Source organism: Acetobacter thailandicus (assembly GCF_011516655.1).
Classification (GTDB): Bacteria; Pseudomonadota; Alphaproteobacteria; order Acetobacterales; family Acetobacteraceae; genus Acetobacter; species Acetobacter thailandicus.
The window spans coordinates 97,853-111,670 of the sequence record NZ_WOSV01000008.1 but is presented as its reverse complement, the minus strand read 5'-3'; the positions used below and the strand labels follow the sequence as shown (position 1 = coordinate 111,670).

Annotated in this window: 16 protein-coding genes; 10 read left to right on the top strand and 6 right to left on the bottom strand. The window is 52.1% G+C overall.

The features are described 5' to 3' along the window. The 9 genes from GOB58_RS10760 to GOB58_RS10720 form a co-directional block, all read left to right on the top strand. Positions 1-547: transketolase C-terminal domain-containing protein (locus GOB58_RS10760; RefSeq protein ID WP_277876805.1), on the top strand; the 547-nt coding region annotated here is incomplete at its 5' end. After that, positions 544-1,206 carry an ABC transporter substrate-binding protein gene (locus GOB58_RS10755; protein WP_086555233.1) on the top strand — a complete coding sequence of 221 codons (663 nt, stop codon included), beginning with the start codon at positions 544-546 and terminating at the stop codon, positions 1,204-1,206. The genes GOB58_RS10760 and GOB58_RS10755, both read left to right, overlap by 4 nt. Before the next feature lie 76 nt (positions 1,207-1,282). Further along, positions 1,283-2,539, top strand: coding sequence for a bacteriohopanetetrol glucosamine biosynthesis glycosyltransferase HpnI (hpnI, locus tag GOB58_RS10750; RefSeq protein WP_086635501.1), 1,257 nt, complete (start codon positions 1,283-1,285; stop codon positions 2,537-2,539). Continuing rightward, a complete protein-coding gene (hpnJ, locus tag GOB58_RS10745; protein WP_086555235.1) occupies positions 2,536-3,960 on the top strand; it encodes a hopanoid biosynthesis associated radical SAM protein HpnJ in 1,425 nt (474 codons plus the stop codon). The genes hpnI and hpnJ overlap by 4 nt, the downstream gene beginning before the upstream one ends. 127 nt (positions 3,961-4,087) lie before the next feature. Then, complete coding sequence (gene hpnK, locus GOB58_RS10740; protein WP_173560184.1) at positions 4,088-4,930, top strand: hopanoid biosynthesis-associated protein HpnK; 843 nt, start codon at positions 4,088-4,090, stop codon at positions 4,928-4,930. Between the two features lie 86 nt (positions 4,931-5,016). Continuing rightward, complete coding sequence (locus GOB58_RS10735) at positions 5,017-5,208, top strand: hypothetical protein (RefSeq protein ID WP_086555237.1); 192 nt, start codon at positions 5,017-5,019, stop codon at positions 5,206-5,208. A gap of 1 nt (position 5,209) precedes the next feature. Next, complete coding sequence (gene dcd / locus GOB58_RS10730) at positions 5,210-5,764, top strand: dCTP deaminase (protein WP_086555238.1); 555 nt, start codon at positions 5,210-5,212, stop codon at positions 5,762-5,764. A gap of 9 nt (positions 5,765-5,773) precedes the next feature. Beyond that, entirely contained in the window at positions 5,774-7,036 is a 1,263-nt protein-coding gene (gene murA, locus GOB58_RS10725; RefSeq protein WP_086635503.1) for a UDP-N-acetylglucosamine 1-carboxyvinyltransferase, read from the top strand. Between the two features lie 91 nt (positions 7,037-7,127). Continuing rightward, positions 7,128-8,201 (top strand): hypothetical protein, encoded by a 1,074-nt coding sequence (locus GOB58_RS10720; protein ID WP_173560183.1) that lies wholly within the window; start codon positions 7,128-7,130, stop codon positions 8,199-8,201. 37 nt (positions 8,202-8,238) lie between these two features. On the opposite strand, the gene GOB58_RS10715 is transcribed toward GOB58_RS10720, so the two are convergent. The 3 genes from GOB58_RS10715 to GOB58_RS10705 are packed head-to-tail and all read right to left on the bottom strand — an operon-like array spanning position 8,239 to position 10,957. Beyond that, positions 8,239-8,826, bottom strand: a complete 588-nt coding sequence (locus GOB58_RS10715; protein WP_173560182.1) for a LutC/YkgG family protein — start codon at positions 8,824-8,826, stop codon at positions 8,239-8,241. Continuing rightward, complete coding sequence (locus GOB58_RS10710; protein ID WP_086635505.1) at positions 8,826-10,217, bottom strand: lactate utilization protein B; 1,392 nt, start codon at positions 10,215-10,217, stop codon at positions 8,826-8,828. The genes GOB58_RS10715 and GOB58_RS10710 overlap by 1 nt, the downstream gene beginning before the upstream one ends. Next, on the bottom strand, positions 10,214-10,957 hold the full coding sequence (locus GOB58_RS10705; protein ID WP_173560181.1) for a (Fe-S)-binding protein: 744 nt from the start codon (positions 10,955-10,957) through the stop codon (positions 10,214-10,216). Before GOB58_RS10705 ends, GOB58_RS10710 begins: the two co-directional genes overlap by 4 nt. Positions 10,958-11,210: 253 nt before the next feature. Between GOB58_RS10705 and GOB58_RS10700 the strand changes: the two genes are divergently transcribed. Further along, positions 11,211-12,125, top strand: a complete 915-nt coding sequence (locus GOB58_RS10700; RefSeq protein ID WP_173560180.1) for a LysR family transcriptional regulator — start codon at positions 11,211-11,213, stop codon at positions 12,123-12,125. A 7-nt stretch (positions 12,126-12,132) separates the two neighbouring features. Here GOB58_RS10700 and GOB58_RS10695 read toward each other — a convergent pair whose 3' ends face one another. From GOB58_RS10695 to GOB58_RS10685, 3 genes are read right to left on the bottom strand one after another with little or no spacing between them, the layout of a single operon-like run. Further along, positions 12,133-12,588 (bottom strand): 23S rRNA (pseudouridine(1915)-N(3))-methyltransferase RlmH, encoded by a 456-nt coding sequence (locus tag GOB58_RS10695; protein ID WP_173560179.1) that lies wholly within the window; start codon positions 12,586-12,588, stop codon positions 12,133-12,135. Positions 12,589-12,633: 45 nt separating this feature from the next. Beyond that, the gene (gene rsfS / locus GOB58_RS10690; RefSeq protein WP_086555246.1) at positions 12,634-13,149 is read right to left on the bottom strand and encodes a ribosome silencing factor; all 516 of its coding nucleotides are present in this window, start codon (positions 13,147-13,149) and stop codon (positions 12,634-12,636) included. Beyond that, entirely contained in the window at positions 13,146-13,814 is a 669-nt protein-coding gene (locus GOB58_RS10685) for a nicotinate-nucleotide adenylyltransferase (RefSeq protein WP_255406290.1), read from the bottom strand. The genes rsfS and GOB58_RS10685 overlap by 4 nt, the downstream gene beginning before the upstream one ends. Between the last annotated feature and the right edge of the window lie 4 nt (positions 13,815-13,818).

Genomic DNA, 13,818 nt, shown 5'->3' with positions numbered 1-13,818 from the left:
TGCCCTGCGCTACCCGCGTGGTGGCGGGCTTGGCCTTGAACTGCCGGCAGCCGGACAGGTGCTCGAAATTGGCAAAGGCCGGATTATTCGTGAAATGGGCAGTCAGAGCGGTCCTGAGAAAGGTGGCATCGCCATCCTCTCCCTCGGCCCGCGCCTGGCTGAAGCGCTTAAAGCGGCGGATATCCTCGCAGCCCATGGCCTGGCCCCTACCGTTGCTGATGCGCGCTTTGCCAAACCGTTTGACACCGGCCTTGTTGAAAATCTGGCACGCAACCACGCTGTGCTGATTACGCTTGAGGAAGGTTCAGAGGGTGGCTTTGGGTCTCTCGTCATGCATCACCTGGCCAGAACCGGGCTGCTCGACTCTGTGCGCTTTCGTCCCATGACCTTGCCTGATATCTTTATCGACCATAATACTCAGGCAGCACAGTATGAGCAGGCTGGCCTTACCGCTCCATACATCGTAAATACTGCTCTCAGCGCACTTGGAATTGAGGGAGCCTCCTCAGTAAACATGTCAAATTATTCGACAGGAACCAAACCATGAGCTTAAAACGCATTGCCTTCCGCGCAGGTCTTCTGCTTGGCCTTGGCGTAGCCTTTGCTCCCGTTGCCGGATCAGGTCTCCTTTTCCCAGCAGCTCAGGCACAGACAGCCGCCAACTCTGCTGTCATCACCCCTGTTCAGACACTCTATGCAGCACTTGAACAAATACAAACCTCACATGCAGGCTTCAGCGACCGGGCAGCTATCGTTGGCGCCGCTGTCGATAAAAGCTTTGACCTGAGTGCTGTACTTAAAGCCTCTGTCGGACTGCGATACGATTCTCTGACACCTGAAGACAAAGCAAAACTTCTCGCAGCATTTCGTGACTTCACCGTTGCCCGTTATGTCTCCAGCTTTACACCAGGTGCAGGAGCACGCTTCACAATCAAGCCAGAACCTGAAAACTCTCCTGTTGCCGGCGATAAAATCGTAAACACATTTATCGGCTCGCAGGATAGCATGCCGGGTACACCGCTGAGCTACATTATGCATCATGAAGATAATGGCTGGCGCATTACTGACGTTCTGCTGAGTGAATCACGTATTAGCCAGGCTGCTGCCCAGCGTTCTGATTTCCGCTCGACTTTAACGTCAGGTGGGGTTGCTGGTTTAATAAAAGTGCTTGAAAATAAAGTTAAAAGCTTCTCTGAAGCTAAATAAATCAGGATAAGCCGATCGTGAAACTAAACGCACTGACAACAAGCATGCTCTGCCACAGAGGAATGATTGCTGGCTGATGTTTCGCATTTCTTCTGTTCTGGCTCTCTCAAGTTCTGTTCTGGCCGCAGCCGGATGTGCGCAATCTGTGGCCGGCGCCCTGCTCTTCAGACGTTTCCGCAAAAGAGAGCGCTCCCCCTCAGCGGGGGAGCAGCCGCTGCCACCGGTTACTATTCTCAAACCTCTGTGCGGAACAGAACCTCTGCTCGAAGAAGCCATAGAAAGCTTCTGCCAGCAGGACTATCCACGCTTTCAGATACTGTTTGGTGTGCAGGATAAAGCAGACCCGGCAATTGCTCTGGTGGAACGCCTGAAAAAGCGCTACCCCCACCTTGATATGCAGGTCATATGTCACCCCGGCATTTACGGGCTGAACCGCAAAATCAGTAACCTGATGAATGTGCTGCCATATGCAGAATATGAGACACTGATCATTTCTGATTCTGACATTCATGTGCGACCGGATTACCTGCGCCACATTGTCAGAGCTCTTAACAAAGCCGGAACAGGCCTTGTCACAACCCTGTACGCTGGTCGCCCGGCACAGAACTCTTTTGTTCAGCGTATGGCTGCCAGTCAGATCAACCACAATTTTCTGCCTGGTGTTATTCTGTCCCGCCATCTGGGGCGTCAGGACTGTCTGGGTGCCACAATGGCACTGACGCGTTCAGTTCTGGAGTCTGTCGGAGGCCTTCAGGCCTTATTACCTCATGTCGCCGATGACGGCGTTCTGGGGCAGCTGGTCAGGCAAAAGGGACATGATATTACTATTGCTGACTGCCTGACCTGGACAACTGTAGCTGAGCAGTCAGCTCCTGAACTCATAGCGCACGAACTGCGATGGGGGCGTACTGTGCGCTCTCTGGCACCTGCAGGCTATGCAGCATCTTCAATTCAGCTGTCACTTTTCTGGGCGTTACTGACAGTTCTTCTCAAACCCACCTCACGCAAGGCGTGGATTTTCTTTTTCTCATGCTGGGGTATTCGTGCCATAACAGCACGCAGTATCAATCAGATTACAGGTGAAAAAGCATGGTGGCCTTTGCTGTTTCTTCCTCTGCGTGACCTGCTCTCTGCCGGTATTATGGCAGGAAGTGTTCATGGCACACAGGTTGACTGGCGCGGCCAAACAATGCATGTAACCCCACACTCTGCTCGTAAATCTTCAAATCGTCACATCTCCCCGGAAACAAAGGACAACGTCCCTTCCGATGATCTGACCTCCACCCCATCAGGCCGTGCCCTCTCAACCTTGTCAGGATCAAACTTCCCATGATGAGAACTCTCTTCCTTCAGCCTCCGACTTTCGATGGTTTCGATGGTGGTGCAGGCTCCCGCTATCAGGCAAAACGGGAAATCAAATCATTCTGGTACCCGACATGGCTGGCACAGCCTGCCGCCATGGTTGAAGGCAGCCGCCTGATTGATGCACCTCCGGCTGGCATTGGCATGGAGCCTATCCTTGAAGATGTGAAAAACCGCGACCTGGTCATTCTGCACACATCAACCCCTTCTTTCGCGAAGGATGTTGAAGTCGCTCAGATGCTCAAGGACGTAAACCCCAACCTTAAAATTGGTATGGTTGGTGCTAAAGTTGCTGTGCAGCCTGATGAAAGCCTGCTCAAAGGTGCACCGATTGACTTCGTTGCCCGCAATGAGTTCGACTACACCATCAAAGAAATTGCTGAAGGCCGTGATTTCAAAGATGTTGATGGCATCACATGGCGTAATAAAGACGGTGTAATTGTTACGAACCGCGACCGCGCCATGATTGAAGACATGGACAGCCTGCCTTTCGTAACCGAAGTCTATAAGCGTGACCTGCGGATTGAAGATTACTTCATCGGTTACCTGATGCACCCTTATATTTCTATCTATACGGGACGTGGCTGTAAGTCTCGCTGCACCTTCTGCCTGTGGCCACAGACTGTGGGCGGACATCGCTACCGCACACGCAGCCCACAGCATGTTGCTGCTGAAATTCGCCTGGCCCGCCAGTATTTCCCACAGGTCAAAGAATTTTTCTTTGACGACGATACGTTCACCGATGATCTGCCACGCGCAGAAGCCATTGCCCGCGAGCTGGGAAAAATGGGCATCACATGGTCATGTAATGCAAAAGCAAACGTGCCTCGCGAAACACTGAAAGTACTGCGTGATAACGGCCTGCGCCTGCTTCTGGTAGGTTATGAGAGCGGCAACCAGCAGATTCTGCATAACATCAAAAAAGGTATGCGCGTCGAAGTTGCCCGCGAATTTACGAAAAACTGCCACGAACTTGGCATTAAAATTCATGGCACCTTCATCCTCGGTCTCCCCGGAGAAACCAAAGAGACCATTCAGGAAACCATCAACTTTGCTAAAGAGATCAATCCGCACACACTGCAGGTTTCTCTGGCTGCGCCTTATCCTGGCACCGCCCTGCACAAGCAGGCATCAGAAAACGGCTGGCTTGATGAAAGCAATGCTGACCTGATTGACGAGAACGGCGTGCAGATGGCGCCATTGCATTACCCGCACCTGTCACACACTGAAATTTTCAACAGCGTTGAAGAATTCTATAAAAAATTCTATTTCCGCGCTCCGAAAATTGCCTCCATTGTTGGTGAAATGGTACGCTCCCCGCAGATGATGAAGCGCCGCCTGCGCGAAGGTGTGGAGTTCTTCCACTTCCTTAAAGATCGTCAGGCAAGCTGACTTTTCCTGATGTAATAATGGCCGGCGCACTCCCACGGGTGCACCGGCCTTATTTTTATCAACTCTTTTCTGCACGACCAGAATATCTCTGACATCTGCCTCTTTCGATATGACAGGAGACCTCTCCATGAAGCGTGCCATTATCTCCTCTGACGATTTTGGTCTGTCTGTCGAAGTCAATGAAGCCATCGAAATTGCTCATCGTGAAGGCGTTCTTTCAACTGCCAGCCTGATGGTTGCCGGCCCGGCTGCCGCCGATGCTGTCGAGCGTGCCAAACGCCTGCCCGGCCTGCATGTCGGGCTGCACCTGGTGGTAATTGAGGGCGCTTCGGTTCTTCCACACACCAGCCTGCCGCTGATCACTCAGCCTGACGGCTGGTTTTCCTCTTCACAACTGGGTCTCGGGGTAGATTATTTTTTTCGTCCACAAGGGCGCAAACAGCTGCACAAAGAAATTACTGCGCAGTTTGAAGCCTTCCGTAAAACAGGGCTGACACTCGACCACGCCAATGCCCATAAACATATGCACCTGCACCCTACTGTAGCGCGTATGATGATTGATATTGGCAAAAACTACGGTCTGAGAGCCATTCGTACCCCCCTTGAACCACCAGCCCCTCTGGCAGCTTCAGAAAAAATCTCTGACAGCTTTGGCGATGCCGTGCTCAGGCAGTGGACACGCCTGCTCCGCCATCAGATCCGTTCGGCCGGTATGGTCACCAACGACTGGTGTTTTGGTCTGGCATGGAGCGGTCACATGACAGCACAAAGAGTCTCCGCCCTGGCAACACACTTACCTGATGGCATCTCGGAAATTTATTTCCATCCGGCGACGCATAAAAATGCGCTGATACAAAAACTCATGCCAGCTTATGAGCACGAAGCTGAATTTGAAGCTCTCTGCGCCTCTTCTTTCAAAGACAGCCTGCGCACCGGCCACGTCACACCCTGCACCTGGCAGGATATCTGACGTAAAAGACGCTTACCGCTAGGCATATCTGCCAGGCTCTGCTACTCACCACAGTGAATGTTTTACCTCATCAGACCTCGGACTCTATGACCGATTCGTCCTTACCCCCTTCTGCCGGCACCAACGTTTCTGCAAAAACTCTTGCAGCAAAAGCTGCGCGTGCTGAAAAAGAGGCTGCTGCCCTGCGTGCGAACCTTCGACGTCGCAAACAACAGGCACGCACCCGGCAGGAAGAACAAAATAACCAGATACAATCTGCACTACCGGAGAAGAACTGACATGCCCGTGCTACCCGATACATGGATACGTCAGATGGCCCAGGACCACGGTATGATTGAGCCATTTGTCGAATCTCAGAAGCGCGATGGCGTCATTTCCTATGGCCTGTCCTCTTACGGCTATGATGCGCGTATTGCTGATGAGTTCCGCATTTTTACTGACGTCAACAACGCCATTGTTGACCCCAAGGATTTTTCACCTGACAGCTTTGTTTCACGTAAGGCAGACCAGTGCATCATCCCGCCAAACAGCTTCGTTCTGGCACATACCATTGAATATTTTCGTATTCCCCGCGATGTGCTGGTCGTCTGCCTTGGCAAATCAACTTATGCACGCTGCGGTATTATTGTGAATGTCACCCCTCTGGAACCAGAGTGGGAAGGTCAGGTCACGATCGAAATCAGCAATACAACCCCTCTGCCGGCACGTATCTACGCCAATGAAGGTATTTGCCAGTTTCTCTTTTTTAAAGGTGAGACACCCTGTGAAACCAGCTACGCTGACCGCACAGGCAAATATATGAAACAATCTGGTGTCACCACCCCGCGTATGTGAGTAAAACCGATGGACAGATTTATCATCCGGGGTGGCAGGCCTCTCCACGGCGACATCACAATTGGCGGGGCAAAAAATGCTGCGCTCAAGCTCCTGGTGGCCGGGCTGTTAACATCAGAACGTCTGATACTCAGCAACGTCCCGCGCATTGATGATATCGCAACAATGCGCGACCTGCTGACGCAGCATGGCATGACAGTTGAAGCCGTCAATGGTGATGACAGCACTCTGTGCATCAGTGGCACAATCACCAATACTGAAGCCCCGTATGACATCGTCTCTAAAATGCGGGCTTCTATTCTGGTTCTCGGCCCGCTGCTGGCACGCTGTGGTAAAGCGCGGGTTTCTCTGCCCGGCGGCTGTGCCATCGGTACCCGCCCGGTAGATATGCACCTCAGAGGGCTTGAGGCTCTCGGCGCAGAAATTACTCTTGAAAATGGCTATATTAACGCCAGCGCTCCCAACGGTCTGACCGGAGACCGTATCGCTCTGCCATTTGCCTCTGTCGGGGCCACAGAAAACCTGATGATGGCAGCCACCCTGGCAAAGGGACGCACCGAAATTCTCAATGCCGCACGCGAGCCTGAAATGGCTGACCTTGCGGCTTGCCTGAATGCCATGGGAGCACAGATTACCGGCGCAGGCACCGGCCACATTATTATTGACGGTGTTGAAGCTCTGCATGGTGCTGAACACCACATTATGGCTGACCGTATTGAATGCGGTACTTATGCCTGTGCTGCAGCCATTACAGGCGGCGACCTGCGGCTGATTGGCGGACAGGCCGAGCACCTGGGTGCAGTTATCCGCACCCTTGAAGAAGCCGGCGTAGAAGTCAGTGAAGAGGACAATGCTCTGCGGGTGCGTCGTACAGGCCCGCTTCGTGGCGTCGATATTATGACCGAGCCATACCCCGGCTTCCCCACCGATATGCAGGCCCAGTTTATGACACTGCTTTCTGTGGCTGAGGGTGCTTCTATGCTCACAGAAACGATTTTTGAAAATCGTTTTATGCATGTGCCTGAACTGGTGCGCATGGGTGCTCGCATCAATGTTCATGGTTCATCAGCCATTATTCGTGGTGTAAAACTTCTCTCCGGGGCTCCGGTTATGGCAACAGATCTGCGGGCTTCTTTCTCGCTGATTCTTGCTGGTCTTGCCGCTCAGGGGGAAACAACTCTGAGCCGTGTGTACCATCTCGACCGGGGCTATGAGGCCGTTGAGCGTAAACTGGCAGCCTGTGGTGCTCAGATCGAACGCATAAGAGAATAGGTGTTTCTCAGCCTGACACAGCACGTCTTTACTGTGTCAGGCATATGACCTCCTGGCGACTACTCACATCTCTCAGGCCCCATAGAGACGGATGCATATTTTCTTCAAAACAGTCCTGTGTTGTTCCTGTTTACTTCTCAATGGCTGCCTGGGTCTGGGGGCCTACAGACTCGATAAAGACCAGAACAGCTACTCACGGGCTCTGACTGAATCAAACAAACGCCAGACACTGCTCAATGTTGTCAGCCTGCGCTATGCTGACACTCCTGGTTTTCTTGACACAACACAGCTTATTTCCGGCTATCAGCTCCAGCGCTCTGCATCGCTCAATGCCAACACAGACGTCGTGCCGTTTCGTCCCGGCGGTGCTCTGTCTGTACAGGTGCAGGAAAGCCCGACTTTTACCTTCCAGCCCGTCACGGGTGATGCCTACGCACAAAGCTTTCTGCGCCCGTTACCGCCCGCCAGCCTGTTACCGCTCGCTATGGGAGGGCTGCCCATTGATGTGCTGTTTCGACTATCCGTACAATCAGTCAATATGATCAGTAACGCCGGTGCAATTGGCGGTGACGTCGGCCGTGGTTCACCAGAGTTTTTCGAGCTTATTCACGACCTTCGCCTGCTTCAGGTCGCAGGGCTTTTAGGTATTCAGCTTGAACAAACTCTTGATGCGAGCGGCAAGTCATCAGCCGCGAACCACGTCTTTCTGAGCATTTCCTCAACAAAAGACCCAATTCTCTCAGAAGTTGTTTTTGAAACCCGCCGTTTTTTCAGCATGCCGCAGAATGATGAACGTGTTGAAGTCGTTTATGGTGCAGGCAGCCCGCGCAAAGGACAAATCAGACTACTGACACGCACCATGCTGAGTGTGCTGGGTCAGATTGCCTATCAGATTGAAGTGCCACCTGAAGACGTTACCTCAGGCAAAACGCTGGCACGGGTCAGGCTGGTCGGACGTGAAACCAAGCCTATTGTCAATGTGAATGTCAGCCGTGAACCACCCGCCACGTCATTCGCCACCGTTGATTATAAAAATCGTTATTACTGGATTTCTGATAATGATTTTGACAGCAAGCTGGCTTTTACCATGCTGCAAATTTTGCTTGAGCTTTCAAAAACCACGAAAAACCCCGGGGCAATCGTGACAATTCCGATTAATAACTAACGCTCAGGCAAAATCTGCAACGCAGATCATTAAAAAATTATTCCCACCAGACAGACAGGCTGCGTACCCCCTGGGCACCACGAATAAGCACGCCCTGAATATCAGCCGTTGCTGACGGGCCACTCATCAGCACACCATAATGCGCGGTATGAAACTCCTGCCGCTCGGTATAAGCCGTGTGCATATTCGCTGTAATGTTCTGCTCTGAAAGAATGACAACAAGATGCTGAGCCAGATGTGCCGCAGAGTTCAGATGATTAAGCTGTGCCTCACTGAGAAAAACTGATCCCGTCTCTGCAATACCAAAAGGGGCACGCACAACCATCACGTCCGTCTCAGCGGCCTGCTGAGGTGAGGTCACATCTTCAATATGCAGCGTACCTTCATAATCAGGCACGGCTGAGCAAATGATTTTTGCATCAGGAAAACGACGTGCCACAGCTGCCGCCAAGGTTTCCTCTCCCTGTCGTTCAAGCACTGCTCCACCCATACCTGCAAGAGAGGTTTCAAAGCGCGCGCGGCTGCGATCCTGGTCACCAAGAATGGCAATATCCGGTAAAAGATACACATCAGGATCAGGACGATTGCTGCGCAGCCTGGCCAGGATCATCTCGCGAGAGTTCATTATGCTTTCTCCTTCTTCAGGCGATTTTCTTTATACCAGCTGTGAAAACTCTGTTTTGCAGCAGGAGGCAGCTCTCTGTTCTTACCCCAGGGGTTCATCCAGTTATACAAAGCAACACGTGGCAGATTACCCAACGCTGCATTAGTGCTGTTAATGGCCGCACGATACAGCACAGGCTTGCCCATGATCCTGCCGGCCATGCGCATCAGCTCACGTTTCACAAACGGAATTTCATGATGCTCTGCCAGCACTCTGCGCCATTTATAAAGCTGCTCATGAATATTAATTTTGACAGGGCAGACGTTGGTGCAGCTGCCGTTCATCGTCGAGGCAAATGGCAGCGTGCTGTATTTACGCTCGTTAAATGTCGGGTCGAGAATAGAACCAATAGGCCCGGAGTAAACAGCGCCGTATGACAGCCCGCCTGAACGACGATAGACCGGACAGGTATTCATACAGGCACCACAGCGAATACATTTCAGAGATGTCCAGAAATCATCCATACCCAGACGCTGCGAACGCCCGTTATCGACAAGTATCACATGCATTTCGCCCCCCTTCTGCGGGCCACGAAAATGCGTTGTGTACTGAGTAATAGGCGAACCAAGTGCACTGCGTGATAACAGGCGCACAAAAACACCTAAGTCGGCCATACGCGGTATGATCCGCTCAATCCCGAGGGTTGCAATATGCAGGCCGGTAACAGTTGAACTCAGGTCCGCATTACCCTCGTTGGTACAGACAACAAAAGTACCTGTCTCTGCGACAAGAAAATTGCCACCCGTCATCCCCGCATCAGCTGAGAGAATAACCGGCCGGGCGGCCTCACGCTGGGCCTCTGCCAGAGCATGCGGGTCGCGCTCGTTCGGGTCAGTCTGATAATTTTCCGCAAAAACCTTTGCAACATCGGGAATCAGCTTATGCACAGCCGGCACAACAACATGGCTTGGCATCTGATTATCAAGCTGCTGAATACGTTCGCCAAGGTCTGTCTCGGTCACGGTGATGCCCCGTGGCTCAAGATAACCGCGCATATCGCATTCTTCCGTCACCATGGACTTACTCTTGATCAGAGATTTCGCTCTGTGTTTTTCAAGAATTTCGCCGGCAATACGGTTATGCTCTCCGGCATCTGCGGCCCAGTGTACATGAATACCGTTTTTTTTCGCATTCGCCTCAAACTGCTCAAGATATTCAGGCAAATGCGCCAGAGTATGCTCTTTGATCTCTGACGCGCGGGCACGCAGCTCCTGCCATTCAGGCAGAATATGCATCTGCTGATCGCGCTTCTGGCGCATATCCCACAATCTTTCATCATGGAACTTCAGATGCGGCTCATCCTGCAAAAAAACTTCAGCGGCTTTTGCGTGATTAACTGGCTTAACCTTCATGAACGTGCTCCGTTCAGAATCTCAGCAATATGAATAAAACGAACAGGCACAGCCGCACGTTTTGCACATCCTTCCTGATGCATCATGCACGAGGTATCAGCCGATACGATATACTCTGCCCCGGCGTTATAATGGTCTGTTACCTTATCAAGGCCCATACGCGCTGATACGGCTTCTTCCGTCACGGAGAAGGTACCACCGAAACCACAGCATTCATCAGGCCTTGAAGGCTTAGCAAACGAAATACCCTTAACTTTCTGAAGCAGATCCATCGGCTTTGAAAAGAAAGGTTCACCCAGTTCTGACATACTTGCTGTGCGCAGAGACCGCAGCGTGCCACAACTGTTATGCAACCCGACCCTGTGCGGAAATTCAGCCCATGGAAATGCATCGACCTTCAGCACATCATGCAAAAATTCAACAAGTTCATAGGTGTTCTGACGCACATGCGTTACGGCTTCACTTTGCGGGATCGCATCAAAATTATCACGTACATGATGCGCACAGCTGCCCGACGGCATAACGATAACATCATATTGTGCAAAGTTCTTTACAAACAGGTCTTCAGCCCCGGCAGCATCAGAATTGCACCCTGAGTTCGCCATAGGCTGACCGCAGCAGGTCTGATTTAACGGGTAGTCAACGTCCTGTCCGAGTTTTTCAAGCAGCTCAAGCGTCGCAATACCCGCGCCTGGGTAAAACGCATCGATATAACACGGAATGAACAAACCAATTTTCATCAAAACCTCTCCGTTACGCAAACAGAACACGCAAAAGCATGGTGTAAATCTGCCTCACGTGACATATACTACACCCTATAGATAAAACAAAATACATACATAAAAAATATATCAAAGCCAGAATATAAGGCTGCAAATACCTGATACCATATCCTGCATCCGCTTTTTAAAAATGCCCTCAGCACATTTTTATGATAGGAAGAACCCCGGCAGATACCAGCATGACCAGTAACAGGATAAACTGTTAATAATTATGGATATAAGGCAATTACGATATTTCACAGCCGTTGCAAAACAGGGCAGCATTACACGGGCAGCAAAGCAGCTTGGCATTGAACAGCCGCCATTAAGTCAGCAAATTCGTCAGCTTGAAAATGAACTCGACGTTCAGCTTTTTGAGCGGCAGACACGCGGTGTTGCTCTCACCCCCACCGGCAAAGCCCTCCTGCCCCGCGCTCAGGCCATCCTCGAATTACAACTGCAATTTCTGATTACTGCCAGAGGTATGGCACGGGGTGAAGCCGGGCACATCCGGCTTGGACTGGCAGGAGCTGTACCTCTTCTCCCCATTATCCCCTCTGCCATCCGGGCATTTCGCGATGCCGCTCCTGATGTCACCTTATCAATGGAAGAAAGTAACACACCGGCTTTGTGTGCAGCCCTCCATGCCTCGGCCATTGACGTTGCCATCATTCGTCCGTCAGCGCCTGATCTGTCACGCCTTACCGTTTCGCATCTGCTTGATGAACCAACCGTCATTGCCCTGCCACACGGACATCCACTTTCGCACCACACAACACTCAGCCTGGATATGCTGGCGCACGACCCGCTCATCCTCTTTCCGCGCGAGCTTGGTCCTGGATTTCACGATGCCATTCTCTCAGCTTATCAGCGGGCGGGGGTTACGCCTAAGCTGGGGCAGCAGGCTCCGCAGATTGCTGGTATCGTGCCACTGGTCGCTGCAGGATTTGGTGTGTCAGTTGTACCGGACTCCCTCAGGCAAATTCACGCAGGGGGCGTAACGTTTCACACGATAAGTGAACCAGCCCCGTATGCGACCCTTGCGATTGCGGTAAGAGAGGGTGAAAATATACCGGTCATTACCAGCTTTACTGACACCCTGCGCGAACACTTTAAAAAGTGGGAAAACCCGGCTGTTCAGCAATAAACCTCTGTCAGGGGCGCCCGGAACGATGATACGGGTGCCCTGAGGCAATCATCTGTGCACGATAAATCTGTTCGACCAGCATAATCCGCACCAGCATATGCGGCCAGGTAAGCGTTCCAAAAGACAACGCGGCATCAGCTCTTGCCATAACTGAAGCATCAAGCCCCTCGGCTCCGCCAATTACAAAACAAAGCGGGCGACCCAGAGCTGACCAGCCTGCCATGGCTTCTGATAAAGCAGGACTACTAAAATTGCGACCAGATTCATCCAGCACAATAACAAACGCCTGAGGCGGACAGGCCGACAAAATTGCCTGCGCCTCCCGCCGCTTTATTTCATCAGCGCTGCCGCGACCATCTGCGAGTTCAGCGATATCAAGCCCCGGACGAAGCCGCTTCAGATACCGCTCAACAAGGGCCCGCTCGTTTTTGTCTTTCATACGACCAACAGCAACGAGCTTCATAACGACAGCATGACCTCCTGAAACGTCAGACAATCAGAACAGGTTTCAGGCACCTGCGACAGGCTGCGCGGCTTCATCGTCAAACTCTGCGCCCCACATCTTCTCAAGACCATACAGCTCGCGCGATTCAGGCTTAAACAGATGAACGATAATATCACCTGTATCAAGCAGGACCCAGTCAGAGCCATTAGCTCCTTCAACGATCATACGTTTCAGGCCAATTTCTTTGAGTTTACGCTCAATATGCTGTGCCATAGCCGCAATCTGACGGTCAGCCAGACCGGTTGCAACGACCATTTTATCAGCAAATGACGCACGACCAGTCAGGTCAATCGTCACAATATTCTCAGCCTTGTCATCATCAAGACTGGCCAGAATAACAGCAAGAGACTGCTCAAGCAGACCTGAGCTGACACGCTGGCTTTTTACTTTACCTGCCGGGCCGGCTGCTGCCGCTTTTTTTCTGCCTGTGCCCGCAGCCGCTCTGGTGCTGGTTTTTTTTGCAGGTGTAACAGGGGGATGCTCGCCCTTTGGCGCATCAGAGGGTGGCTGAGTGGTTATGACCGTTCTCCTGAAAATAACTTACCGAGAGGCTGTGGTGTGGCCTGCGCCACCCTGAAATGCCCTCTCTGTCGAATAGATGTTGACGATATCTCATCCTGCGGGCCTGACATAAACACCCATACAGGGGGTTTTTGCTCAGGCAGCAAAGAAGCACATCGTGAAGGTATACGCCACCGGGCCATATAACGGCCAGCAGCACTGTGTAAAGCCGCATAATTGTGCCCGGGCCTTGGCATAACTGCCACAGGTATGGCCTTAACCAGCTGATGCCACCCTTTCCAGCGTGACAGGGTAACAAGGCCATCGGCCCCGGTCAGCCATACAAAATGCGCTAAAGGAAAGCGCCTGTGCAGCTTACGCACTGTATCAACCGTATAGCGGGTGCCCAGACGAGGCTCGATATCTGTCACAACCAGACGGGGATCGTCAACCAGATGACGAACCGACTCCATACGCTGCTCAAATGCAGCCATATCGCGCCCGGCTTTAAGCGGGTTACCTGGTGAGACCATCAGCCACACCTGGTCAAGAGCCAGACTGCGCAAAGCGATATGTGCAAGGGCCAGGTGCCCTCTGTGCGCCGGATTAAAGGACCCACCGAGAAGACCAATCCGCATACGGCGTTTATCGCCATATGTCGGTATAGCCTGACCAGAGCACACAGCT